The following is a 25,076-nucleotide window of genomic DNA, read 5'->3' as shown; positions in this document are numbered from 1 at the left end:
CAAAAACGCGGAGAAATCCCCGCGTTTTTAAATAGATCGACTTTTGCTTAGGCTACCATTCAGGAATAGCGACGCAGAATCAACGAAGCATTGGTGCCGCCGAAACCGAAAGAGTTCGACAACGCGATATCGATTTTGCGTTCGCGCGCTTTGTGCGGAACGAGATCGATCTTGGTTTCAACCGCTGGATTGTCCAGATTAAGCGTTGGCGGAGCGATATTGTCGCGGATAGCTAGCGTTGAGAAGATTGCCTCCGCAGCACCTGCCGCACCGAGCAAATGCCCGATTGACGACTTTGTCGAAGACATGGAGACCTTCGAGGCCGCATCGCCAACAACACGTTCGACTGCACCCAACTCAATGGTATCAGCCATGGTCGAAGTGCCATGCGCATTGATGTAATCGATCTGGTCCGGAGTGATTTCAGCGCGCTTCAAAGCTGCAACCATGCAGCGCTCTGCGCCTTCACCGCTTTCAGTCGGAGCGGTGATATGGAAAGCATCACCTGACAGACCGTAGCCGATGACTTCAGCGTAGATCTTTGCGCCACGCGCAAGAGCGTGTTCCAGCTCTTCAAGAACAACAACGCCTGCACCCTCACCCATGACGAAACCGTCGCGGTCATTGTCATAAGGACGGGAAGCTGTGGTTGGATCGTCATTGCGCTTGGTGGACAGAGCCTTACAAGCAGCGAAGCCTGCCAGCGAAATGCGGCTGACCGGCGATTCCGTACCACCGGCAACCATGACGTCGGCATCGCCAAAGGCAATCAAACGGGCAGCATCGCCAATGGCGTGCGTTCCGGTTGCGCAGGCAGTTACCACGGAATGGTTCGGGCCACGAAGTCCGTGCTTGATCGAAACATGGCCGGAAGCCAGATTGATCAAACGTCCGGGAATGAAGAATGGCGAAATACGACGCGGACCCTTGTCACGCAGCGTGTAGCCCGCTTCGACGATGCCTTCGATGCCACCGATGCCGGAGCCGATCAGAACGCCAGTGCGAACCTGATCTTCATCGCTTTCAGGATGCCAGTTGGCATCGTCCAGAGCCTGATCAGCTGCGCCAACAGCATAGACGATGAAAGGATCAACCTTGCGCTGTTCCTTGGGCTCCATATGGAGATCGGGGTTGAATGTGCCGTTGGTGCCATCGCCGATCGGAATACGGCAGGCAATCTGGCAGGCCAGATCGTCAACTTCAAATTCCGTGATGCGGCGAGCACCGCTTTCACCGGCAACAAGACGCTTCCAGGTCTCTTCGACACCGCTTGCAAGCGGAGACACCAGACCAAGACCGGTGATGACGACACGCCTCATATCCACCCCTTAGATTTGATAAACTTCGTTGGAGACATCCCGCAGGCGAATAGCGCCTCATACGGCCGATGCTCAATCTTGCTACCGGATTGCGTTTCGCATGTGGCCTGTGTTTGGCCAGAACCGGTTATGTTCGTTCGTGTCTCCAAGCAGAAGACAAGTAGGGCCGGGATTGCAAGAATCCCAGCCCCAAAAGCTCAGATTAGGCGGATGCCTTATCGATGAACTTCACAGCGTCGCCGACCGTGAGGATCGTTTCTGCAGCGTCGTCAGGAATTTCAACGCCGAATTCTTCTTCGAAAGCCATGACCAGCTCGACGGTGTCGAGGCTGTCTGCACCAAGATCATCAATGAAGCTTGCGCCTTCGGTGACCTTGTCGGCATCTACACCCAGATGCTCAACAACGATTTTCTTGACGCGCTCTGCGGTATCGCTCATGTCGGAACCTCGACCTGTTGTTAGTTTGCTCTGCCTTGGTTAGCGGCATGCATGATTGTAATCAAGTTATAAGATGCCTGCCAAGTTTCGAGTTTACTCGCCTGACAGTCACCCTGTGGATATTCCTTGCGGAACAGGATAACGACATCTCGCAACCGAAATGCCGAAACTCTCGTCGGGCGCATTACCATGCTTCTTGAGCAAGGCAAAGCGCATTTTAGTTTTCACAGTCCGACTTTAAGCCTTTATATACCGTAAAATAGTGACCTCAAAGCCTGTAAAGGGCTTTTAGATCATAGCCATACCGCCATTGATGTGCAGTGTCTGGCCAGTCACATATGCGGCTTCATCGCTTGCCAGGTAAACAACCGCAGCAGCAATATCACCGCCAGCGCCCATACGCTTCATCGGGATGCTGCCCATGATTGCTTCCTTCTGCTTCTCGTTCAGCTTGTCGGTCATAGCCGATTCGATGAAACCCGGAGCAATACAGTTAACTGTAACGTTGCGGCTCGCAATTTCCTGGGCCAGCGACTTCGAGAAGCCGATTAGGCCTGCTTTGGACGCGCAGTAGTTTGCCTGACCTGGATTACCGGTCACGCCAACAATCGACGTAATATTGATAATACGGCCATTGCGGCGGCGCATCATCGGATGGGTCAGCTCACGCGTCAGGTTGAACACCGAGGTCAGGTTGACATTGAGAACCGCATCCCAATCTTCGTCGCTCATGCGTACGAACAGGCCATCACGGGTAATGCCGGCATTATTGACGAGAATATCAATACCGCCCATTTCTTCTTCCGCCTTCTGGCCAAGAGCCTTGACGGCTTCGCGGTCAGACAGGTTTGCCGGGAAAATGAACGTACGATCACCGAGTTCAGCAGCGAGCTCTTTCAGCTTTTCTTCACGCGTACCATGAAGGCCGACGATTGCGCCCTGCGCATGAAGAGCGCGAGCAATCGCTTCGCCCAGACCGCCAGTCGCACCGGTTACGAGAGCCTTGCGGCCAGTCAGATCAAACATTCCAGATCCTCTTATGCATTAAGCGCAGCAAGAGCTGCATCGATTTCTTCGGCCGAACCAACGGTTACTCCAGTCACATCTTTAGAGATGCGACGCGCAAGACCGGTCAGAACCTTGCCTGAACCTACTTCATAAAGCGTGGTTACGCCATTGGCTGCAAACCATTCAACAGTTTCCCGCCAACGCACCTGACCCGTGACTTGCTCGACCAGCAGATCAGCGATCTCATTGGCATCCGTGACAGGCGCCGCACGCACATTGGCAATCAGCGGCACAATTGGATTGTGCTTCTCAACCTGAGCCAGCGCTTCACGCATAGCTTCCGCAGCAGGAGCCATCAGCGTCGAATGGAACGGTGCGGAGACGGGCAACATGATCGCACGCTTGGCACCTTTTTCGGAAGCAAGCGAAGCCGCCAGTTCAACAGCCGCTTTTGAACCAGAAATGACGAGCTGACCGCCGCCATTGTCATTTGCGATCTGAACCGAGCCAGAGGCCTTTGCTTCTGCACAGATGGCTTCAACATCGCTGTGCTCGAGGCCGATAATGGCAGCCATTGCGCCTTCACCGACCGGAACAGCCTTCTGCATGGCGTTTCCGCGAATGCGCAAAAGGCGGGCAGTATCTGCAAGCGAGAAAGTGCCCGCTGCGCACAGCGCAGAATACTCGCCGAGCGAATGGCCCGCAACGTAGGCGACTTTGTCCTTCAGCGAAAAGCCACGCGCTTCCATGACGCGCGCCGTGGCAATCGAAACAGCCATAAGAGCTGGTTGTGCATTGGCCGTCAGCGTCAGAACATCTTCCGGACCTTCAAACATGGTCGCGGATAGCTTTTCGCCCAGTGCTGCGTCTACTTCCTCGAAAACAGCGCGTGCTTCAGCGAACTGTTCCGCTAAGGCTTTGCCCATGCCAACTGCCTGGCTGCCCTGTCCGGGAAAGGTAAATGCTACCGCCATGAATGCCTCTTTTTATATAACAATTTCACGCGATGTGCCCCAGCATGGGTTGAAAAGTCAAGTATTTGTGGATTTTTGCCAGTCGCAACGCTTGCAAAGCAGGGGAAAAACACGTAATAGGCGCCCGTTCGTTGCTGGCATTAGCTGGGGGCTGAACGGAGGAGCATGTCTTCCTCACCGTTAAAAGTGAGAATGCATGTGGAAGTCGTAAGTGCTTCTGCCTCCCGTGTCTCCGCTCTCGATTGTCTTTACCCAAGCGTCCTTTCTTCCCGGTTTTCCGGTTCTAAGAGAAGTCGCAGAGGCTTAGCCGTTAGTGCCAGCGTGATGCAACAGAAGAAAGGCAAAGCCAATGGCTCTTTATGAACATGTGCTTCTTGCCCGCCAGGACATTTCCCAGCAGCAGGTCGACGCTCTCGTCGAACAGTACAAGGGTGTCCTCGAAGCTAATGGCGGCAAGGTCGGTAAGGTTGAAAACTGGGGTCTTCGTCCCCTCACCTACCGCATCAAGAAGAATCGCAAGGCGTATTACACGCTCGTAAACATTGAAGCTCCGGCAGCAGCCGTAGCTGAAATGGAACGCCAGATGCGCATCAACGAAGACGTTCTTCGTTTCATGACCGTTCGCGTTGAAGAACACGAAGAAGGCCAGTCGGCTATGCTTTCGCGCCGCGACGATCGTCGTGAACGCGATGGTGATGACCGCGGTCCACGTCGTCCACGTGAAGGCGGTTTCGACCGTGGCGATCGCGGTGATCGCGGCCCACGTCGTCCACGCGACAACGAAGCTGGTGAAGGAGCATAATCATGGTTGATATCAATCAGATCCCGACCCGTCGTCCTTTCCATCGTCGTCGCAAGACGTGCCCTTTCTCCGGCGCAAACGCACCGAAGATCGACTACAAGGACATCAAGCTTCTGCAGCGTTACATTTCGGAACGCGGCAAAATCGTTCCTTCGCGTATTACGGCTGTCAGCCAGAAGAAGCAGCGTGAACTCGCCAAGGCGATCAAGCGCGCTCGTTTCCTCGGCCTGCTTCCATACGTTGTAAAGTAAGACTTTTTGGGAGGCGACACTTCGCCTCCCATTCTCCTCCACTGCGATGGGCGCAACGGAGTATAATTAAAACCCAAGTTGAGGCGAAGCCCTTGTGCCGTCTCTAACTGCAGAACCGGAATAGCCGGAGCAGGACAGCGAGTTTATGAAGTTTAACGGAACCATCATTGGAGTCGGCATATTGGCGGGGCTTGCCTCGGCATTGATGTCGTCTGGCGTCATTGCTCAATCGGGCATGGCGGTGGTTCTGTATTTCCTGACGCCGTTACCAATTTTTGTTGCCGCCCTTGGTTGGGGTTCGAGCGCAGGGCTTGTTGCCGCTGCAGCCGCCACCATTGCGATCGGCGTGTTTGCAGCCCCCATGGCAGCAGTGCTGATGGCACTAACAAGCTACGTGCCCGCTGCAACAGGCGCGTATCTTTCCGGCCTCGCACGCCCGGCTTCCGAACTCGGCGGTCCTAAAGACGTCATGGTCTGGTATCCGCTTTCGGATATTGTTTTCCGTCTCGCGCTGATGGTTGCTGTCAGCTTCATCATCATTGGTTTCATTCTGGGTTTCGGGCCGGATATGGCTCGCGAGCTCGCTAATACGCTGATCGATCGTCTGGCTGAGGCTGATCCACAGTTCACACCTAGCGATGAAATGCGCCAGAGCGTTACGGCTCTTCTGATGGTAGCCTTGCCTGCGGTTCAGCCTGCAACCTGCCTCGCCATTCTGGTCGGCAATCTCTATCTGGCTCTGCGCCTTACAGCTCTGTCTGGCCGTTTACGCCGTCCGCGTGATGACTGGCCCGCGACCATGCGTATGCCGCGTCCAGCATTGCTCGTTTTTGCGGTAGCGCTCGCAGTAGCGTTTCTGCCGGGTGGAGCTGGCCTGATTGCAACGGTAGTTGTTGGAGCATTGAGCTTCGGCTTCATGATTGCAGGTCTTGCAACATTCCACATGCGCACGCGTGGAAAAGCCTGGCGCCCAGTGGTGCTGTGGCTCGTCTATGTGGCGATTATCCTCTTCGCATTCCTGCTTTTTGTCTTCATGGTTTTTGGTCTTTTCGATACATCGCGCGGTGCGCCGATCTCAAAAATGCCAGACGCCAACAACCAATAAACATATTGAAACACTCGAAAGGAAACTCAAATGGACGTTATTCTTCTGGAACGCATCGCCCGCCTCGGTCAGATGGGCGACACTGTTAAGGTCAAGGACGGCTTTGCCCGTAACTTCCTTCTGCCGCAGGGCAAGGCTCTTCGTGCCAACGAAGCCAACAAGAAGAAGTTTGAAGGCCAGCGCGCACAGCTCGAAGCTCAGAACCTTGAGCGCAAGAACGAAGCTGAAGCAGTTGCTGCAAAGCTCAACGGCGAATCGTTCATCGTTGTTCGTTCGGCTGGTGAAACCGGTCAGCTCTACGGTTCGGTTTCGACCCGCGACATCGCTGACATCATCACTGCAAACGGCTTCAACCTGCACCGCAACCAGGTTGAACTGAACCAGCCAATCAAGGCAATTGGCCTGCACGAAGTTTCGATTTCGCTGCATCCAGAAGTTCAGGTCAGCGTTACTGTAAACATCGCTCGTTCGACCGAAGAAGCTGAACGTCAGGCAAAGGGTGAAGACCTCACCTCTATCGAAGCTATCTACGGCATCGAAGAAGCTCCGCTTGCTGAAGAAATCTTCGACGAAGACGAAGAAGCAGAAGACCAGGCTTAATTTAGCCGTCTATCATCCGAGAAATGCCAGCCTCTTTGGCTGGCATTCCCATGGTGGTAAACTTTATATGATCATGCCCGGCGGTCTCCGTCGGGCATTTTCTCTTTTCAGATCGGCAAAAGTGCCTATTCTTCATTTTAGTATTGGATTGGAGAGGGTGCTGACGGAAACGTCCGCGTTTGCTCAGGCGAAAAGCCAGAGGCCGGCCAAAGACTGACTGACCAAATGGGAATTGCCTGAAAATCTGATGACAGCGCGGCTTTTGTAAAGGCAACAGGCCGCCTGCCATGCAATCGCATGGATGTTTGCACCTGCTCTAATCTCAACAAGGAGATGGGGCCGATGTATGGAATGCTGCGTACTGTTCTTTCGCATATGATCAAAACCGGAGACCTGACGGTTACCGATTCTGATGGGACTGCCAATCAGTATGGAGACAAGACCGGCCAGCCGGTTCATATCCGTTTTAATACTCGACATGCTGAACGCGCTGTAGCGCTCGACCCTGAATTGAAGCTTGCGGAATGCTTCATGGATGGCGAAATTGATTTTCTCAACGGCGATATTTACACATTGCTGAAAGTGGTTTTCGAAAACACGGGACCAATAGCCGCCACCGAGCCTTGGATGAAGGCAGCTGGCAAATTCCGCGTGCTGTTTCGGCGTTTCCAGCAGATGAACAATCTGGCTCGCTCATCGAGCAATGTGAAAAGCCATTACGACCTTTCAGGCGCGCTTTACGATCTGTTCCTTGATCCGGACAAGCAATATTCCTGCGCTTACTTTGAAACACCCAATACGACGCTCGCTGAGGCACAACTCGCGAAGAAGCGCCATATCGCAGCGAAACTTCTCGTCAATGAAGGCGACAAAATTCTGGATATAGGCTGCGGTTGGGGCGGCATGGGGCTTTATCTCGCCCGTTATCTCAAAGCTAATGTGACTGGTGTCACGCTTTCAGAAGAACAGCACGCTATCGCCAACAAACGCGCAGCCGAAGAAGATCTTGCGGACCGCGCCAAGTTTCAGTTGACCGATTATCGCAATATCGATGACCAGTTCGACCGGCTTGTCTCAGTGGGGATGTTCGAGCATGTCGGCGTCGGACATTTCGCTGAATATTTTCAACATGCGGCGCGCTTGCTGAAAAAAGACGGCGTCTTCCTGCTTCACGCTATTGGCCGCGCCGATGGCCCTGGCGCAACCAACCCATTCATCCGCAAGTATATTTTCCCGGGTGGTTATATCCCTGCCCTCTCCGAAGTGTTGCCGCATATCGAGAAAGCAGGGCTTTATGTCACTGACATTGAAATCTTGCGGCTTCATTATGCCGAAACGCTCAAAGAATGGCGTCTTGCATTTATGGCTCGACGCGAGGAAGCCAAAGCTCTTTATGACGAACGTTTCTGCCGAATGTGGGAATTTTACCTCGCAGCCTCTGAGAGCGCATTCCGTTGGCAGAACATGATGGTGTTCCATATTCAGATTGCACATAAGCAGGAAGCCGTGCCGCTAACACGCAATTACATTGAGGCTGAGGAAAAGCGACTCAAGCGGCTCGACAGCGCGCCAAAAGGTGCCAACAGCGAGACACAAGCACCCAAAAAAAGGGCCAAAGCTCAATAGTGCTGACATACAAAGAAAGGGGCTGTGTGAACATTCACACAGCCCTTTATGCTTATTCAGCTTTAGGAACACCAGCTTCCCATTTATCCCAATGGGTCGTGATTTCATCGACGACCGGAGCGCCAACGAGGTAGATATTCTTGACTGTTTCGGCAAACCCGCCGGCGGTTTCGCCCGGTGCTGGATCAAGGTGCTGCAACGTCGTTTCGTTTGGATTGCCCTGATCGAAGTTCACGGCCCCACGCAGGCTGAGAATACGATCCGTGCCGAACTGGCGCTTGATGACGAGGGTGATCGAAGCAGCTTCCATTTCGGTGATCAAATAGTCGTCAGCGCCGTAAAGCTTTGCAATATACTGCGCTTCTTTTGACAATCCCGGGCCATGAAAGAAAGTATCACCCGTCATATGAGTGCCTTCCTTCAAAGACGGTGCTGCTTGTGCAACTTTGTCCGGATAACGCATCCGATAGGCCTGCGCTTCCTTCGAATCCTCAAGCTTTACGTCTTTTCCAAGACGCATGGCGGCGGCAACAAGATCGGGGTTAAGCTTGAAGACCCGATAATCTTCATAGCCCTTACGCGGCATGAAGACCGGCTCGCCTGCCTTGCCTTCTTCCGGTGCCCAGCGGTGCCCAAGGTCATAATCAACAAGCCATGTCGCCCAGCTCACATCGCCAATCGTACCGCGTGAAGGTGGCGTACCGGCAACACCCGACAGGACATAATAGCTTTTCGAGAAGTCAAAAGCCGGGTCGAGAAGAATAGCCTGCATACTGGCAGATGAGTTCACCTTGCCCATGCCAAGCACTGCGCCGCAAACACCATCATCGTTACAATAGACGGGCTTCAATGCGCCTTTCACTTCGATAGGCTTGGCATCTTTCCAATAGCGCTCATACCAGTTTTGAAATTCACCTGCGCGATCGCCGCTGTTCTCGCCGATCTCGAACATTGCAGCGATGAAGACCTTAACCTTGATCGGTTCAGCAGCTGCCGCAGGAAAAGACAGAAATGACAACGAAGCGATGGCCGCCAGCCACGCCGATATGAAACGAGAACGCATAAAAGAATCCCTCTGAGCTTGTTTCGGGTTTCGTAGCAGCAGCCATTCTGCATCACAACAGACGTCAAGTCCCGGTGCAAAAGATTGAACCGTGAACTGTGGATGCCTGTGAATCATGGTATAGCTTGTATCTTCCAGCAGGAATCACCTTGAGGCTGCGTTGCGTTTAGCTTCACTTCAGAGCTAGCTGGAGAGATCAGGGACAGGACTAGAGAATCATGGCGGAAGCGGCGGTACGCAAACTTGACGATGCGCGCGATCAAAAAGAGACGCTTTATCGGGAAGCACCCCACAACATTGAAGCAGAGCAGGCGCTTTTGGGCGCTATCCTCATCAACAACGACGCCTTTTATCGCGTTTCAGACTTTCTGAAACCGACCCATTTCTTCGAGCCCTTGCATCGCCGTATCTACGAGATCTCCACGGATCTTATCCGCGTCGGCAAGATGGCTAATCCTGTCACCATGAAAACTTTCTTGCCCAATGAGGGCAAGATCGGTGATCTGACTGTATTCCAGTATGTCGCGCGTCTCGCCACCGAAGCCGTGACCATCATCAATGCCGAAGATTATGGCCGTGCGATCTATGATCTTGCAACGCGCCGCGCTTTGATTGGCATTGGCGAAGATATGGTCAACGTCGCTTATGACGCGCCGGTTGACAATGCGCCGCAGGAACAGATCGAAGACGCCGAGCGCCGTCTGTTCGAACTTGCAGAAACGGGCCGTTATGACGGTGGTTTTCAGGCGTTCAAGGATGCCGTTACCACCGCCGTTGATATGGCGAACGCCGCTTTCATGCGCGACGGCCACCTTTCGGGTGTGTCCACGGGCATTCATACGCTTGATGGCAAAATGGGTGGTTTGCAGCCTTCCGACTTGATCATTCTTGCAGGTCGTCCGGGTATGGGTAAGACCTCGCTTGCTACGAACATCGCTTTCAACATCGCCAATGCCTATGAAGCCGAGCAGCAGGCCGACGGCACGATGAAGGCAATCAATGGCGGTGTTGTTGGCTTCTTCTCACTCGAAATGTCGGCGGAGCAGCTCGCGACCCGTATCATTTCTGAGCAAACGGAAGTGTCTTCCTCGAAGATTCGTCGCGGTGATATTACTGAATCGGATTTTGAAAAGCTGGTCGCCTGCTCACAGCATATGCAGAAGATCCCGCTTTATATCGATCAGACCGGTGGTATCTCAATTGCGCAGCTGGCAGCGCGTGCGCGTCGCCTGAAGCGCCAGCGCGGTCTCGACGTTCTGGTCATCGACTACGTTCAGCTGATGACTGGTTCCTCAAAAGCTTCGGCACAGAACCGCGTGCAGGAAATCACCGAAATTACCACGGGTCTCAAAGCGCTTGGTAAGGAACTCAATGTTCCGATCATCGCGCTATCACAGCTTTCGCGTCAGGTGGAAAGCCGTGACGACAAGCGCCCTCAGCTCTCCGATCTTCGTGAATCGGGTTCGATCGAGCAGGACGCCGACGTGGTACTTTTCGTGTTCCGTGAGGAATATTACGTTAAGAACCTCGAGCCTCGCGATGAGTTCGACCCTAAGTATGAAGAGTGGAAACAGCACTTTGAAAAAGTAAAGGGCACCGCTGACGTTATTGTTGCCAAGCAGCGTCACGGACCAACGGGTACAGTTAAGCTCGCCTTCCAGGCCGAGTTCACGCGATTTGCAGATTTGGCCGAGGGATCTTATATCCCGGAGCAGTATGAATAAATCGAATGTTCCTTTTGGTCGCAATTCCGAACGGAAAACCGCTAAGCACTTTTCCTGGAATTGCTTGTATCCCGGAGCAATATGAATAGTTTTTCCAATCTTAGAGAGCGTGCTTGATGGCCAAAGCACGCATTCAGTTCATCTGCCAGAATTGTGGCGCAGTTCATACGCGCTGGGCTGGCAAGTGCGACGGCTGCGGCGAGTGGAATACACTCGTCGAAGAAGGCACCAATAGTGGCATTGGCTCCGGCCCTGGCTCCATGCTTTCAAAGCGCAAAGGCCGCGCCGTTGCCCTCACATCTTTGTCTGGCGAAATCGAAGATGCGCCTCGCATCATTTCCGGCATCAGCGAACTTGATCGCGTAACTGGCGGTGGCTTCGTCCGTGGCTCGGCTATCCTGATTGGTGGCGATCCCGGCATCGGCAAGTCAACGCTGTTGACACAGGCGGCGGCAGCTCTCGCCAATCGCGGGCACCGAATCGTCTATGTATCCGGCGAAGAAGCCGTCGCGCAGATACGTCTGCGTGCACAACGTTTAGGCGTTGCGTCTTCTTCGGTAGAACTGGCCGCCGAAACCAATGTCGAAGATATTCTTGCCACCGTTTCTGATGGCAAGCGACCTGATCTCGTTATCATTGACTCAATCCAGACGCTCTGGACTGACATGGCAGATTCCGCACCCGGTACAGTGACGCAGGTGCGTTCCTCTGCTCAAGCAATGATCCGCTATGCCAAGCAGACAGGTGCTGCGGTCGTCCTCGTTGGCCACGTCACCAAAGAAGGGCAGATCGCCGGCCCGCGCGTGGTTGAACACATGGTCGATGGCGTTCTCTATTTTGAAGGTGAAGGCGGACACCAGTACCGCATTCTACGCACGGTCAAGAACCGTTTCGGCCCGACCGATGAAATCGGCGTTTTTGAGATGTCGGATGGCGGCTTGCGCGAAGTCTCCAATCCCTCTGAACTGTTCCTTGGTGAGCGCAACGAAAAGTCGCCTGGAGCTGCTGTTTTTGCAGGCATGGAAGGCACGCGCCCGGTTCTGGTCGAGATACAGGCGCTCGTATCCCCCTCTTCGCTCGGCACACCGCGCCGTGCGGTTGTGGGCTGGGATGGAAGCCGTCTCGCGATGATTTTGGCGGTTCTCGAATCACATTGCGGCGTGCGTTTTGGCCAGCATGATGTCTATCTCAATGTGGCGGGTGGCTATCGCATCAGCGAGCCAGCGGCGGATATTGCCGTGGCTGCAGCGCTTGTTTCATCCATTGCAGGTATTGCCCTGCCCGCAGATAGTGTTTATTTCGGCGAAATCAGCCTTTCTGGTGCTGTTCGTGCGGTTTCGCATGCAGTACAGAGACTGAAGGAAGCCGAAAAGCTCGGTTTCCGGCAATCAGTAGTGCCGGGCGGAAGCAGCGAACTCTGGAAAGACCGCAACTTCGGCCTCGTAGAAACTACGGCGCTACCCGATCTTGTTGCGCGTATCGCTGCATCGGGACCGGGTAAGAAGTAAGTTTCATCTGCGACCATAAGGTTGCAGATCATTGAATTTAATGAGATTTAACAGCGGAAGGTTTCGTCAACTTTCCGCTGTTATGCTCAGCCAAGTTTGACTGCCCCGCAGGCGAAAAAGCCACGCTGCGTATAAATTAAGGACAGGCCAGAATGCCGATTACGTTACTTGATGGAATTCTACTCGGAATAACGCTGGTTTCGGCCGTTCTTGCGATGGTCCGTGGTTTTTCGCGTGAAGTGCTTTCGCTGGTCTCATGGGCAGCAGCAGCCGCCGCTGCGTATCTTTTCTATAAGCCGGTTCTGCCGTACCTTCAGCCCTATATCAACAACGAAACAATCGCGAAGATTGCAGCCGCCGGTGCGGTTTTCCTTGTGGTTCTGATCGTTGTTTCGTTGATCACCATGAAGATCGCTGATTTCATCATCGACAGTCGCATCGGTGCACTCGATCGGACGCTCGGCTTCTTGTTCGGCGCTGCACGCGGTGTTCTTCTCGTTGTTGTCGCGATGTTGTTCTTCAACTGGCTGGTGCCAACCGGCCAACCTGCGTGGGTGAGCAACGCAAAGTCCAAGCCAATGCTTGATTCCTTTGGTCAGCAGCTGATCGATCTTTTGCCTGCGGACCCAGAAGCGGCCATCAAGCAGTTTAAGCCAGGTCAGGAAGGTCAGGCACCTGCAACCGGCCAGCCAAGTGGCCAGACAGGAGATCAGACGGAAGCACCTGTACCGGACGATACACCGGCTGCAAACTGATCTTGAACCACCTTTTTTGAAACCGGTATGCCTAGCGCTACCGGTTTCATCTGTTTTCAGCCTCAATCCATCCTTATGTTGAGAGCTGAAAATGACGCAGGTGAAACGGACCGCTTTTAAAGTGACGCCTTTTCCTGTAAATACCGCTTTTAACAAACCGCAATCGAAAGGCCTTGCGGACGATGTTCCAACAATCGCATGACGAAACTTCCTTTATGCTGGACGATGATACGTTGCATGAAGAGTGTGGTGTATTTGGTATTCTCGGCCATGAGGACGCAGCAGCGCTGACAGCGCTTGGTCTGCACGCCCTTCAGCATCGCGGACAGGAAGCCGCCGGTATTGTTTCCTACCACAACCGCCGCTTCCATTCGGAGCGCCATATGGGCCTGGTTGGAGATCACTTCACCGATGCTTCGACGCTCAATCGTTTGCCCGGCGATCGCGCCATCGGCCATGTGCGTTATTCCACCACTGGCGAAACGATCCTGCGTAACGTTCAGCCGCTTTTCGCAGAGCTGGAAGTTGGCGGCATCGCGATTGCGCATAACGGCAATTTCACTAATGGCATTACGCTGCGCAAGCAGCTGATTGCGTCCGGCGCCATTTTCCAGGCAACATCGGACACCGAAGTTGTGCTGCATATGATCGCCCGTTCACGTCAGGCTTCCTCGAGCGCGCGTTTTGTCGATGCAATCCGTCAGGTCGAAGGCGGTTATGCCATGCTGGCGCTTACGCGCACGAAGCTGATTGCGGCGCGCGACCCGGTTGGCATTCGTCCCCTCGTCATGGGCGAACTCGACGGCAAGCCGATCTTCTGCTCGGAAACCTGTGCTCTCGACATTATCGGCGCGAAATATATTCGCGACGTGGAAAACGGCGAAGTCATCATCTGTGAAATCCAGAAAGATGGCTCGATCACGACTGACTGCATCAAGGCCGAAAATCCGCAGCCGGAACGCCTTTGCTTGTTTGAATATGTCTACTTCGCACGTCCTGACTCGGTTGTTGGCGGTCGCAGCGTTTATGTTGCGCGCAAGAACATGGGCATGGAACTGGCGAAAGAATCGCCAATCGAAGCTGACGTGGTTGTTCCTGTGCCGGATGGCGGCACGCCAGCAGCGCTTGGCTTCGCGCAGGCCAGCGGCATTCCGTTTGAATATGGTATCATCCGCAATCACTATGTCGGTCGTACCTTCATTGAGCCAACCCAGCAGATCCGTGCACTTGGCGTGAAGCTCAAGCACTCCGCCAATCGTGCGATGATCGAAGGCAAGCGCGTTGTTCTGGTGGATGATTCCATCGTGCGTGGCACCACTTCGGTCAAGATCGTTCAGATGATCCGCGATGCAGGCGCCAAGGAAGTGCATATTCGCGTTGCAAGCCCGATGATCTTTCATCCGGACTTCTACGGCATCGACACACCGGACGGTGATAAGCTGCTCGCAAACCAGTATGACAGTCTCGAAGCGATGTGCCGCTATATCGGTGCAGATTCGCTGGAATTTCTGTCAATCGATGGACTTTATCAGGCCGTCGGTGGACAACCTCGTGATCCGAAGGCGCCTGCCTTCACCGATCACTACTTCACGGGTGAATATCCAACCCGTCTTGTCGATCAGGAAGGCGAAAGTAACGTTCACACGTTGTCGCTTCTCGCTTCTAACGGCTGATCGATAGTCTTCACGCAGGCGGCTCAAAAGGCCGCCTGTTTTATGTTCCAGCACGAAATTGGGGGTAGAATGACAACTGACCTTAAGGGCGACCTTACGGGCCGTATCGCCTTGGTAACAGGCGCATCACGCGGTATTGGATATTTTCTTTCGCTTGAGCTTGCAAAGCGCGGCGCTCATGTGATCGCCGTTGCACGTACTGTTGGCGGTTTGGAAGAACTTGACGACGAAATTCGTAAGATCGGTGGCACCAGCACGCTCGTTCCGCTCGATATTACCGATATGGAAGCGATTGATCGTCTCGGCGGCTCCATTCATGAGCGCTGGGGTAAACTCGATATTCTGGTTGCAAATGCTGGCGTCCTTGGCACGATTTCCCCCATCGGCCATGTCGAAGCCAAGACATTTGACAAGGTTATGAATGTCAACGTGACCAGCGTATGGCGCCTCATCCGCACCACAGACCCGCTGCTGCGTGCATCTGATGCTGGACGTGCAATTCTGCTCTCATCAGGTGTTGCTCACTCCTGCCGCGCATTCTGGGGTCCTTATGCTGCCTCCAAGGCCGCAGTCGAAGTGATGGCGCGTTGCTGGGCGGAAGAAGCCAAGCAGATGAAGCTCAAAGTCAACTCGGTTAATCCTGGCGCAACCCGCACCGCCATGCGTGCGCAGGCAATGCCAGGTGAAGATCCGGAAACTTTGCCAACACCACAGTCAGTCGCCGAGAAGATCGTCAAACTAGCCGATCCGAACCTTGATGTTACCGGCAAGCTTTACGATGTGCGTCAGGATCGCTTCCTCGACTATCATATGCCGTCCTGATTTTTGCAGATCCGGCCTTGCACAAAGCCAAGGCCGGACTTATCCTTACTAGAGCATTTCCTGTTTTGATTGAGTCATTGGAAATGCTCTATCTATTTATTTCTACGCGCATCTTTTTCCGAAAACCGCTTCGCACTTTTCGGGATGCGCTCTAAATACTCCGCTCCTGCCGACCTTTCCGGCTCATTTTTAAAGCGGACCTTCCCCACCAGACAAGACTGTTCCTTCGCGCGCTTATGCACGCGCACATTCCCATTTTACTGGAGGACCAATGTCTCACGACTATCAGCGCTTTATCATTGTCAGTGGCGGACCCGGATCGGGCAAAAGCACACTCATCGACGCTCTGGAGAAGCGGGGCTTTGCACGCAGTGTCGAAGCAGGTCGCGCCATAATTCAGCATCAGGTAGAGATCGGCGGGAAAGCACTGCCATGGGCAGATCGCGCCTTGTTTGCGGAACTGATGCTTTCGTGGGAGATGCGCTCTTACGATCTTGCCGGCAACAACGAAGGACCGGTGTTCTTTGATCGCGGTGTGCCTGATGTTATCGGCTATCTCACGCTTTGTGGATTGCCGGTGCCTGAACACATTCGGCAAGCAGCGTCCACGATTCGATATAACAGAACGGTGTTTCTCGCTCCACCATGGGCAGAGATTTTTGGCCAGGACGCCGAGCGCAAACAGGACTTCGATGAGGCGAAACGCACATTTCATGCGATGGAGCAGACATACCAGCAGCTTGGATATGAAATCGCGCTCCTACCGAAATCAACGGTTCAGGAGCGCGCAAATTTTATTCTCCAAAACGTACCGTCAGACGTCCTCTGACGGCTCGCTTTCAAGAGCGGCCTTCTTATCGGCTGCTTCACGACGGTTCCATGCCACCAGACTAAGCGGCAGAAAGGCAACATAGGCCAGCGCTGTCAGTGTCAGCGTGTGCCATGTGAAGCTCATCAGAAATGCCACATAAATCACCACCATGAGGATCAGCGGCATGACGATGTCGCGGCGCACGAGGCTACCGGCGGACTTGCCGTTATAAACCGGCAAGCGGCTGACCAGCAGGAAAGCAATGGCAACTGTGTAGATCGCAACACCGAAAGCCAGCCCCTTGCTTGGTGTCAGCCCAAGGAAGCCGAGATAGACGGGCAACAGAACCAACATGGCGCCTGCTGGTGCAGGCACGCCAATGAAGTAATTGCTCTGCCATGCAGGGCGGTTCGGATCTTCCAGCATCACGTTGAAGCGGGCAAGACGCAGGCAGCAGGCAATGGCGTAAAGCAGAGCCGCAATCCAGCCGAAGGAGCGCGCCTGATCAAGTACGAAAACATAAAGCACCAATGCCGGCGCGACGCCAAAATTGACGATATCGGCCAGCGAATCCATCTGCTCACCGAATTTCGACGAGCCTTTCATCATGCGGGCTACGCGGCCATCAATACCATCGAGAAACGCCGCAATCAGCACCATCGTTACCGCGAGTTCAAAGCGGTGCTCAAATGCCAGACGAATGCCAGTCAGGCCTGCACAGATGGCAAGAACCGTGATGACATTCGGAATTACGATGCGCAGAGGAATCTGCGACAGTCTTGGGCCGCGGGATGAATCCACGCGGCCATTAGGCTCGAAGGGTGGGAATGGTGTTTCCATCGGCTCAGGCGATCCGCACCACAGGTTCAACGCGTTCGCTACCGAATTCAGCAAAAACCGTTTCGCCAGCCACAGCGGTTTGGCCGACAGCAACGCGAACCGATGCACCGGCTGGCAGATAAACATCAACGCGTGAGCCGAAACGGATCAAGCCGAAGCGCTCACCGACCGAGAGATTGTCGCTTTCGCGTGACCAGCAGACAATACGGCGGGCAACCAGACCTGCGATTTGTACAACGCCGACCTTGCCGTTTGCACTGTCAATGAGAACGGAATTGCGCTCGTTTTCGGTGCTGGCCTTATCAAGTTCTGCATTGAGGAACTTGCCCGGGCGATGGAAGATCTTCTCGATACGACCACGCACTGGCGCACGATTGATGTGAACGGAAAACACGTTCATGAACACAGACACGCGCATCAGCGGCTCTGCGCCGAGATCCAGTTCCGCTGGCGGCACTGCCGGGCCAACGAAAGAAACCTTACCGTCAGCCGGGCTGATCACAAGATCGTCGGCGATTGGCGTCACACGCTCAGGATCGCGGTAGAAATAAATGCACCAGATGGTCAGAACGAGACCAATCCAGAACAGCGGGTTCCACAGCCAGCCCAGAATGAGCGAAACCACGAAGAAGCCCGCGATAAACGGATAACCTTCACGATGGATCGGCACGAAAGTGTTACGAATGGTATCAGACAGGCTCATCGTTTTTCCTTCTGGAACGCGGCAAGTCTCGCCGACACACCATGCGTTCTAGTGAATTATATGCGCACCGCTTTGCCGAAAATCTCCCCTGATCAACAGCACGATGCGACGCTTGGCCCGGTTTTACCTCATCCCGCTTAAAATCGAAACGTATTTCGCAATTTATTCACGACTGTCAGGGTTCGTGATCATATGCTAATCCAAAACACTAAAATGCTGAGCATCAAGCTTTGAGAAATTCATCTACGCTCAGGCTTGACCAAACACCTATGAGCAAAGGTCACAGGTGTTTGGTTTAACAAGCGATTGTTTACTCAGCAGCAGGCGCACCACGCGTGACGACGCCCATGTCGTCACTTTCGCGGACCTGACGCAGGCGTTCTTCTGCCTCATCAGCCTCACGCTGACGGTTCCACATCGAAGCATAAAGACCATCCTGCTTCAGAAGCGCCCTATGCGTACCACGTTCGGCAATCAGCCCTTCCTTCAGCACGATGATTTCGTCCGCACCAATAACCGTCGACAAACGATGCGCGATCACCAGTGTTGTGCGGCCACGGCTGACGATATCGAGCGCCGACTGAATTTCTTGCTCGGTCGCTGTATCGAGTGCCGATGTGGCCTCATCTAGAATAAGAATTGGCGGTGCTTTCAGGATCGTACGAGCAATTGCCACGCGCTGCTTTTCACCGCCTGAAAGCTTCAAGCCACGTTCGCCGACCATTGCCTGATAGCCTTCCGGCAGATGTTTGATGAAGCCGGAGATCTGCGCCATTTCGGCTGCCTTTTCCACGTCCTGATCGCTCGCATCAGTGCGACCATAACGAATGTTATAGGCAATCGTGTCATTGAAGAGCACAGTATCCTGTGGGACCATGCCGATGACTTTGCGCAGGCTCTCCTGCGTTACATCGCGCACATCCTGCCCATCAATCGTCACCGAACCGGACTGAACGTCATAGAAGCGGAACAGAAGACGCGAGATCGTCGATTTGCCTGCACCTGACGGGCCGACAATCGCCACCGTCTTACCCGCCGGCACTTCAAAGCTGACACCTTTGAGGATCGGACGGTTGGCGTCATAGGCGAAATGCACATCGTTGAAGCGGATTGCGCCTTTGTCCACATCAAGCGGTTCGGCGCTTGGCTTGTCCTGCACTTCCTGCTGTACATCGAGAAGGTCGAACATCTGCTCAATGTCAGTCAGGCCCTGACGGATTTCACGATAGATGAAACCGATGAAGTTGAGCGGAATGGAAAGCTGCATCAACATCGCGTTGATGAATACGAAGTCACCAAGCGACTGCGTGCCCGCCTGCACTTCGCGCGCCGACATCACCATAACAATGGCCATACCGACACCGAAAATCACAGCCTGACCAAAGTTCAGCCAGCCGAGCGAAGTCCAGGTTTTTGTCGCGGCATCTTCATAGCGCGCCATCGACGCGTCGAAGCGCTTGGCTTCCATCGTCTCATTGCCGAAATATTTGACCGTCTCGAAGTTGAGTAGCGAATCGATGGCCTTGGTGTTGGCATCGGTGTCGGAATCATTCATCTCGCGACGAATATTGATGCGCCAGTCACTCGCCTTGATCGTGAACCACGTATAGGCCCATACGGTTGCAGCAACTACCAGCAAGTAGGAAAAGCCATAGGCGAAGGCGAAAATCACCGCCGTCAGCGCAAACTCTAGAATGGTCGGCAACGTGTTGAGAATCGTGAAACGAACGATCGTTTCAATGCCCTTGGTGCCGCGCTCGATCACACGCGAGAGACCACCCGTGCGCCGCTCCAGATGGAAGCGGAGCGAAAGCTGGTGCATATGCACGAAGGTTTTATAGGCAAGCTGACGCACGGCATATTGGCCGACACTGGCAAACAGCGCATCGCGAAGCTGATTGAGCCCCGCCTGAATAATCTTGGCCGCATTATAGGCGAGCACCAGCATGACCGCGCCGGTAAGGATCAGCGGAATGTAATCGGGCGCTGAAAGCTGTCCGTTCAGTGCATTCGTCACCCATTTGAAGAAATAGGGAACAAGGATCAGAACGATCTTGGAAATCACCAGATAGAACGTCGCCCAAACCACGCGCATGCGCAGATCAGGGCGTTCAGATGGCCACATATAGGGCCAGAGATTTCGCAATGTTTTGAACGTTTCGCCGGAATCGGCAGAAACAGTTTTGGGGGAACTCATGATGTTTCTTTCAAATCAGACAGTTTTTTCGCAGCAGCCATTTCGAAAGGCTGCGAGATGCGAACGAATGATGGACAATTGCTGCCAGTTGACGCTGTAGCGTGAAGTCTGGCGGTCGGGCCGATAGTCGATAAGGCCGGCCTGTACGAGAACCTTGAGATGCTGCGATACCGTGGACTGAGCAAGGTCGAGACGGCCGACAATATCCTTGCAGCAGCAGGCATCTTCAAGAATCAGCTGCCGGAGAATGTGAATGCGAACGGGATGACCGAGCGCTGCATAAATGCGCGCCGCAAGGTCGTCGTCTACGCCCGGAAAAACATCGGACATCGTGTCGAGGGAAATATTCATCGTAAATCGACGATATACGATTATACTCAAAAAGGCAATATAACGCAGCATCCTTTCTAAAGGACACTGCGTTCACAAAACAGATATTGCCGATTTATATCAGTTTGCGGAATCCTGCAGTCGGCGCTGCACTTCGTCATCACCGAGCGGCTGCTGCGGCATTACAAAGACCTGTCCCGGCAAAATTAGGTCAGGATTACGGATCTGATCGCGGTTCGCGAGATAGATCGTCGTGTATCGTGTACCCTGACCATATGTTCGCTTCGAAATCGTCCAGAGATTATCACCCTTTCGGATGATCACAGAGCCTTCCACCTTCTGCAAAGGTGTGGCGCTGGCTGCTTCTCCCGCACTGGAGTTCTGATCGCCAGTTCCCGAAGCAACAGCCGAAACATTTTCGCCAGCTTCGCGGCGGAAAGGCACGCGCGCTGTGGCAATCACACGAGAAGAGCTATCGAGAAGATCAGCACGAATAATGTAGTCGCCCACTGCGAGGGGCTTCTGGCTCTGCACCAGAAAACGACCTTCCGGCGAAATCGGGCTGGCACCAAGCATGATATCATTGGCGTTCACAACAACGCTGTTTCCATCCTTCGGACCATTGGCCTTACCTGCAACAAAGACCCTGTCGCCTTCAATCTCGACAGCCTCGATGGCAATCGGCGCATCGGGATCAGGCTTAGCCTGCGGCGCGGTTTCGGTAGGAGCTGCATCCGGCGCGGTTGAAGCGGTCGTTTGCTGAGCTGGGACTTCTGGCTTGGTGATCAGGCGACTGGCCTGGCCCGGCTCTTCAACCAGCGCCAATACCTGGCCCTTGCTGTTATCGGGAACGGAAACAATCGCAGTTTGCGCAGAGGTTGCAACATTGCCGCCCTCACCGCCAGCACGCAGCACCAGCTGGTGATCGCCCGGTTCAAGCGGCTGATCGAGAACGATAGCGAAGTCGCCGTTTTCACCGGCCTTAGCCGTCCCCAGCACCTTGGAACCGGAAATGATTTCGATGGCGGCATTCGCAGCAGCCTGACCGGCAATTACGACAGAACCATCTGTTTCTACACGCAGAATATCGAAGACCGGAACTTTCGCTTCTTTCGGCGCTTCTTTTGCTGCCTCTGGCGCAGGCTGTTCAGTCAATTGCTGCGGCTGAGCATCCGCTGGTTTTTCTGGCTCTTGTGTTGCAGCGGGCGTTTGCGTCTCAGCAGACTTTGGCAAACTGCCGGTTTCAGGAGCCTTTGCAGCAATGCCCGAATCCGACGTAACAGCCTGCTCTTTCAGCGAATTCCAATAATATGCACCCCCGCCAAGAACGAGGACGAGAAGAACACCGATAACCCCATATCTATAGTTTTGCATTCGGCCCGAAACCCACAAGAGATAAATTAACCTCCGGGTTTATCGCTTTTTTCTGCACCTCACAAGAAGTTGAGCCGAATTGCGAGCGCTATCCGAATGATTATTGCTGTGAAATTACTCTTCCTTGCAGCTGATCGGCTTTTCCTGGTCCGGATCATCCATCAGATTATACAAATCGGCAGTTTCACCTTTGGTCCACCAGACGTAAATCCCGCCCGCATATTTAGCACCGGAACCGGAAAAGACGTTGGCTGCGATGACCGTGTTATCTTCCATTTCAAGCTCAACAACCGAGTTATCACCCGCATTATAATAGGTTGCAGAAACATTCTGATCACCGCATTTGTAGAGCACTGAATTTACAGTCACATCAACATCGTCAGGGAGCTGGATCGTGATCTCACCTGCCGATGCATTCGACGCAGCCAGCGAAAGACCTGCCAACAAAATCCATTTCTTCATTCCATCGAACTCCCTGTCAAAATTTTACCTTTCCAGAGTTATAGGTCTGGCTTGAAAAGTCTAGCCAAAGCTTGACGCTCAAACGCCAAAGGCGCACAAGAAATCATGTCTGAGATTCGATCCATTTGTGTTTATTGCGGCTCTTCAACGGGCTTAAATCCAATCTATCGTGAAGCAGGTCTGACGCTCGGTCGTTCTCTTGCAGAACACGACATTCGCCTTGTTTATGGCGGCGGCACGCGCGGCATCATGGGCGCGGTTGCACAGGGTGTGATGGAAGCTGGTGGAGAAGTCACCGGTATCATCCCGACATTCCTGCTCGACAAGGAAGCAAGCCTCGAAAAGGCGCAGGAGCTGACTGAACTCATCATCGTCGGCGACATGCACGAGCGCAAGCATCTGATGTTCCAGAAGTCTGACGCTTTCGTCACCCTTCCAGGCGGCATTGGCACGGTTGAAGAAATCGTGGAAATGATGACATGGGCGCAGCTTGGCAAGCATCGCAAGCCGATGGTCTTCGCCAATATCAACAATTTCTGGCAGCCAATGCTCACATTGCTTGAGCACATGACAAATGAGGGCTTCCTGCACACCGCGCATCAGGTGAAGCCGCTGGTGATCGATCAGGCCAAAGATATCGTGCCTGCAATCCTCGCTGCCAATGGCCGCGCGCATGAAGGCGATCCAAAAATCATCGAAAAGATGTAATCACCGGACTGAACCATTCTGCGTGATTGAAGAACAAGGGCGGAGCGATCCGCCCTTCATTATATCCGGGAGGGCTTGATGAAAACGATTGGATTGATTGGCGGGATGAGCTGGGAAAGCTCGCAGGAATATTATCGCATCATCAATCAGGAAATCCGTGCAAGGCTTGGTGGCACGCATTCGGCAAAGAGCCTGATGTGGTCGATGGATTTTGCTGAAATCGAGCATCTCCAGCATCAGGGCAAATGGGACGAACTGACAAAGCTGATGATTGAAGCCGCGCAAAACCTTGAAAAAGGCGGCGCAGATTTCATCCTCATCTGCACCAACACCATGCATAAAATGGCCGCTGACATCGAAAGCGCCACGTCGATCCCGCTTGTGCATATTGCAGACCCGACAGCCGAAAAGATCAAGGCCCAAGGCCTCACCAAAGTAGGCCTTCTCGGCACCGCTTTCACGATGGAGCAGGATTTCTACAAAGGCCGCCTCGCCTCTAAGCATGGGCTTGAAGTACTGACGCCCGACGATGCCGACCGCAAAACCGTGCATGACATCATCTATCAGGAACTGGTTGTTGGCGAAGTGCGCGATGCCTCACGCGAAAAATACCGCGCGGTGATCCAGCGCCTCGTCGAGCGCGGCGCGGAAGCGATCATTCTCGGCTGCACCGAAATCATGCTGCTGATTGGTCAAGAAGACAGCCCCGTGCCGGTATTTGACACAACACGGTTACATGCGGAAGCGGCAGTGGAGAGGGCGTTGATATAGAGAACCCCACCAAGATGCCGAATATACCATTATTATAAAAAGTACCCCGCTTTGTCCTTGATGAACAATGACGATAGAATTGATCATTCAACTACATACGCAGTGTGGGGGGGGGAATAATTGTCAGAAACGATAGCCGAAATCCTTGGAATCGAGCAGCAAGCGGACGGGCGCTTAAAGGTAAAATCACGTGAACGTAGAGATTTATAATTTAAAGAAAACTGTGACGAGAACACCAGAAAAGTATGTCTTAAGACTATTGCAGCGTTCGCAAACACTGGTGGTGGAAAAATTATTTTCGGTATTACGGATTCACCACGATTTGTATGTGGCGTTGTGCCAAATGCGTTTCCCGACGAGGCCGTATTTGACGACTTTATCTGCAAGTATCTTTCACCAGCTCCTGACTTTAGTGTCGAAGAACACATTTTAAACGACAATCACATTATAGTTTTAAATGTATCTCCACTACATAAGCCGCCCGTAATTGCCGTAAAAGAGTGCCAAACAAACAGCGCAAAAAATAAAACGGTTCTACAGCCCGGGATCATTTACAATCGGCGGGCCGGGAGGTCACTTCCAGCGTCTAGTGATGAGTTCAGAGGGATGCTCGAAAGACGGGACCAAGCAGTCCAATCATCAATATTGAGTATTTTCGATAGAGCGAGAGCAATTGGTTTTGATCGAGTCTCAGTAGCTGACTTTTCAGACTTCAAAAGCGCAGGCGACAACGTAACATTATACCTTCCAGATGAAGCTGCTCGAAATCTTAACATCATTGATAGAGCTAGATTGGTAGATGACCATGGCGCTCCAGCTTATGAAATTAAAGGGCGTATCGATCTTACAACTTTTTCAGATAAAGACCCACGGAAGCCGATGCTGCCTCGACCAGCAGCTCGAGCGTTAAAGCCAGAAATAGAGAAAACATTCTGGAATGGGTATTCCATGGAACGAAGTCCACTTACGAAAAGTCGCTTCGCATCTTGGTTTTTGGGATAAAAAAGAAGGCGACGAAATCCACACCGCTGCCGAAGAACTCACTAAACATCCAAGGTACTTAGAGCGAGGCCGCATTGCGGTTCGAGATTTCGCATCAAATAACCCCGATGAATTTATTGCAGTGGTGTGTTCAAAAAATACTCAAGTTGAATGGAAAAAGCGGCAACAGGCCTTAGCAAACGCCCCTGTCGGATAACAAAGCGATTGCG

General features: G+C 53.3%; 25 protein-coding genes and 1 pseudogene. 15 read left to right on the top strand and 11 right to left on the bottom strand.

The genetic code is table 11. The features are described 5' to 3' along the window. Positions 1-59: 59 nt before the first annotated feature. From fabF to fabD, 4 genes are all read right to left on the bottom strand, one after another. Complete coding sequence (fabF, locus tag ABWV94_RS00345) at positions 60-1,319, bottom strand: beta-ketoacyl-ACP synthase II (RefSeq protein ID WP_113498350.1); 1,260 nt, start codon at positions 1,317-1,319, stop codon at positions 60-62. Positions 1,320-1,521: 202 nt separating this feature from the next. Continuing rightward, positions 1,522-1,758, bottom strand: a complete 237-nt coding sequence (locus ABWV94_RS00340; protein ID WP_002963616.1) for an acyl carrier protein — start codon at positions 1,756-1,758, stop codon at positions 1,522-1,524. A gap of 288 nt (positions 1,759-2,046) precedes the next feature. Then, positions 2,047-2,784, bottom strand: coding sequence for a 3-oxoacyl-[acyl-carrier-protein] reductase (fabG, locus tag ABWV94_RS00335; protein WP_007873823.1), 738 nt, complete (start codon positions 2,782-2,784; stop codon positions 2,047-2,049). 11 nt (positions 2,785-2,795) lie between these two features. After that, positions 2,796-3,740 carry an ACP S-malonyltransferase gene (fabD, locus tag ABWV94_RS00330; RefSeq protein WP_113498352.1) on the bottom strand — a complete coding sequence of 315 codons (945 nt, stop codon included), beginning with the start codon at positions 3,738-3,740 and terminating at the stop codon, positions 2,796-2,798. Between the two features lie 349 nt (positions 3,741-4,089). Between fabD and rpsF the strand changes: the two genes are divergently transcribed. The 5 genes from rpsF to ABWV94_RS00305 all read left to right on the top strand — a co-directional run bounded on the left by rpsF (position 4,090) and on the right by ABWV94_RS00305 (position 8,124). Beyond that, a complete protein-coding gene (gene rpsF / locus ABWV94_RS00325; RefSeq protein ID WP_007873819.1) occupies positions 4,090-4,542 on the top strand; it encodes a 30S ribosomal protein S6 in 453 nt (150 codons plus the stop codon). A 2-nt stretch (positions 4,543-4,544) separates the two neighbouring features. Further along, complete coding sequence (gene rpsR / locus ABWV94_RS00320; protein WP_006466219.1) at positions 4,545-4,793, top strand: 30S ribosomal protein S18; 249 nt, start codon at positions 4,545-4,547, stop codon at positions 4,791-4,793. Between the two features lie 145 nt (positions 4,794-4,938). Beyond that, the gene (locus ABWV94_RS00315; RefSeq protein ID WP_007873814.1) at positions 4,939-5,898 is read left to right on the top strand and encodes a DUF2232 domain-containing protein; all 960 of its coding nucleotides are present in this window, start codon (positions 4,939-4,941) and stop codon (positions 5,896-5,898) included. A 30-nt stretch (positions 5,899-5,928) separates the two neighbouring features. Then, positions 5,929-6,498, top strand: a complete 570-nt coding sequence (gene rplI / locus ABWV94_RS00310; RefSeq protein ID WP_064320273.1) for a 50S ribosomal protein L9 — start codon at positions 5,929-5,931, stop codon at positions 6,496-6,498. Between the two features lie 342 nt (positions 6,499-6,840). After that, positions 6,841-8,124, top strand: coding sequence for a cyclopropane fatty acid synthase (locus tag ABWV94_RS00305; protein ID WP_113498356.1), 1,284 nt, complete (start codon positions 6,841-6,843; stop codon positions 8,122-8,124). 52 nt (positions 8,125-8,176) lie between these two features. Here ABWV94_RS00305 and ABWV94_RS00300 read toward each other — a convergent pair whose 3' ends face one another. Beyond that, the gene (locus ABWV94_RS00300; protein ID WP_079211580.1) at positions 8,177-9,187 is read right to left on the bottom strand and encodes a purine-nucleoside phosphorylase; all 1,011 of its coding nucleotides are present in this window, start codon (positions 9,185-9,187) and stop codon (positions 8,177-8,179) included. Positions 9,188-9,405: 218 nt separating this feature from the next. Between ABWV94_RS00300 and ABWV94_RS00295 the strand changes: the two genes are divergently transcribed. From ABWV94_RS00295 to ABWV94_RS00270, 6 genes are all read left to right on the top strand, one after another. Continuing rightward, positions 9,406-10,911, top strand: a complete 1,506-nt coding sequence (locus tag ABWV94_RS00295) for a replicative DNA helicase (RefSeq protein ID WP_007873804.1) — start codon at positions 9,406-9,408, stop codon at positions 10,909-10,911. 116 nt (positions 10,912-11,027) lie between these two features. After that, positions 11,028-12,419 carry a DNA repair protein RadA gene (gene radA, locus ABWV94_RS00290; protein ID WP_007873802.1) on the top strand — a complete coding sequence of 464 codons (1,392 nt, stop codon included), beginning with the start codon at positions 11,028-11,030 and terminating at the stop codon, positions 12,417-12,419. Positions 12,420-12,571: 152 nt separating this feature from the next. Then, a complete protein-coding gene (locus tag ABWV94_RS00285; protein WP_007873801.1) occupies positions 12,572-13,174 on the top strand; it encodes a CvpA family protein in 603 nt (200 codons plus the stop codon). 182 nt (positions 13,175-13,356) lie between these two features. Beyond that, entirely contained in the window at positions 13,357-14,847 is a 1,491-nt protein-coding gene (gene purF, locus ABWV94_RS00280) for an amidophosphoribosyltransferase (protein ID WP_079211579.1), read from the top strand. A gap of 69 nt (positions 14,848-14,916) precedes the next feature. Further along, positions 14,917-15,669 carry an SDR family NAD(P)-dependent oxidoreductase gene (locus ABWV94_RS00275; RefSeq protein ID WP_112813337.1) on the top strand — a complete coding sequence of 251 codons (753 nt, stop codon included), beginning with the start codon at positions 14,917-14,919 and terminating at the stop codon, positions 15,667-15,669. Between the two features lie 271 nt (positions 15,670-15,940). Next, positions 15,941-16,498: an AAA family ATPase gene (locus tag ABWV94_RS00270; RefSeq protein ID WP_113498360.1), complete on the top strand. Its 558-nt coding sequence runs from the start codon at positions 15,941-15,943 to the stop codon at positions 16,496-16,498. On the opposite strand, the gene pssA is transcribed toward ABWV94_RS00270, so the two are convergent. From pssA to ABWV94_RS00240, 6 genes are all read right to left on the bottom strand, one after another. After that, the gene (gene pssA / locus ABWV94_RS00265; protein WP_113498362.1) at positions 16,484-17,320 is read right to left on the bottom strand and encodes a CDP-diacylglycerol--serine O-phosphatidyltransferase; all 837 of its coding nucleotides are present in this window, start codon (positions 17,318-17,320) and stop codon (positions 16,484-16,486) included. The two genes, ABWV94_RS00270 and pssA, sit on opposite strands and share 15 nt — an antisense overlap. A 4-nt stretch (positions 17,321-17,324) precedes the next feature. Next, on the bottom strand, positions 17,325-18,023 hold the full coding sequence (locus ABWV94_RS00260) for a phosphatidylserine decarboxylase (protein WP_113498364.1): 699 nt from the start codon (positions 18,021-18,023) through the stop codon (positions 17,325-17,327). Positions 18,024-18,333: 310 nt separating this feature from the next. Further along, positions 18,334-20,220: an ABCB family ABC transporter ATP-binding protein/permease gene (locus tag ABWV94_RS00255; RefSeq protein WP_064320266.1), complete on the bottom strand. Its 1,887-nt coding sequence runs from the start codon at positions 20,218-20,220 to the stop codon at positions 18,334-18,336. 15 nt (positions 20,221-20,235) lie between these two features. Continuing rightward, positions 20,236-20,571 carry an ArsR/SmtB family transcription factor gene (locus tag ABWV94_RS00250; protein WP_039859538.1) on the bottom strand — a complete coding sequence of 112 codons (336 nt, stop codon included), beginning with the start codon at positions 20,569-20,571 and terminating at the stop codon, positions 20,236-20,238. A gap of 99 nt (positions 20,572-20,670) precedes the next feature. Then, positions 20,671-21,924, bottom strand: coding sequence for an Ig-like domain-containing protein (locus tag ABWV94_RS00245; protein WP_064320264.1), 1,254 nt, complete (start codon positions 21,922-21,924; stop codon positions 20,671-20,673). Between the two features lie 114 nt (positions 21,925-22,038). Beyond that, positions 22,039-22,386 carry an MliC family protein gene (locus tag ABWV94_RS00240; RefSeq protein WP_113498366.1) on the bottom strand — a complete coding sequence of 116 codons (348 nt, stop codon included), beginning with the start codon at positions 22,384-22,386 and terminating at the stop codon, positions 22,039-22,041. 105 nt (positions 22,387-22,491) lie between these two features. On the opposite strand from ABWV94_RS00240, the gene ABWV94_RS00235 reads away from it, so the two are divergent. The 4 genes and pseudogenes from ABWV94_RS00235 to ABWV94_RS00220 all read left to right on the top strand — a co-directional run bounded on the left by ABWV94_RS00235 (position 22,492) and on the right by ABWV94_RS00220 (position 25,063). Beyond that, positions 22,492-23,094: an LOG family protein gene (locus ABWV94_RS00235; protein WP_113498368.1), complete on the top strand. Its 603-nt coding sequence runs from the start codon at positions 22,492-22,494 to the stop codon at positions 23,092-23,094. A gap of 78 nt (positions 23,095-23,172) precedes the next feature. After that, positions 23,173-23,865: an aspartate/glutamate racemase family protein gene (locus ABWV94_RS00230; protein ID WP_113498370.1), complete on the top strand. Its 693-nt coding sequence runs from the start codon at positions 23,173-23,175 to the stop codon at positions 23,863-23,865. Positions 23,866-24,087: 222 nt separating this feature from the next. Then, a pseudogene (locus ABWV94_RS00225) lies at positions 24,088-24,867 on the top strand (AlbA family DNA-binding domain-containing protein); the annotation flags it as partial. Beyond that, the gene (locus tag ABWV94_RS00220) at positions 24,803-25,063 is read left to right on the top strand and encodes a hypothetical protein (RefSeq protein ID WP_162761731.1); all 261 of its coding nucleotides are present in this window, start codon (positions 24,803-24,805) and stop codon (positions 25,061-25,063) included. The pseudogene ABWV94_RS00225 and the gene ABWV94_RS00220, both read left to right, overlap by 65 nt. The last annotated feature ends 13 nt before the right edge of the window (positions 25,064-25,076 follow it).

The organism is Brucella sp. NBRC 12953 (assembly GCF_040369775.1).
GTDB lineage: Bacteria > Pseudomonadota > Alphaproteobacteria > Rhizobiales > Rhizobiaceae > Brucella > Brucella pseudogrignonensis.
This window is presented reverse-complemented; position numbering and strand designations above follow the sequence as displayed.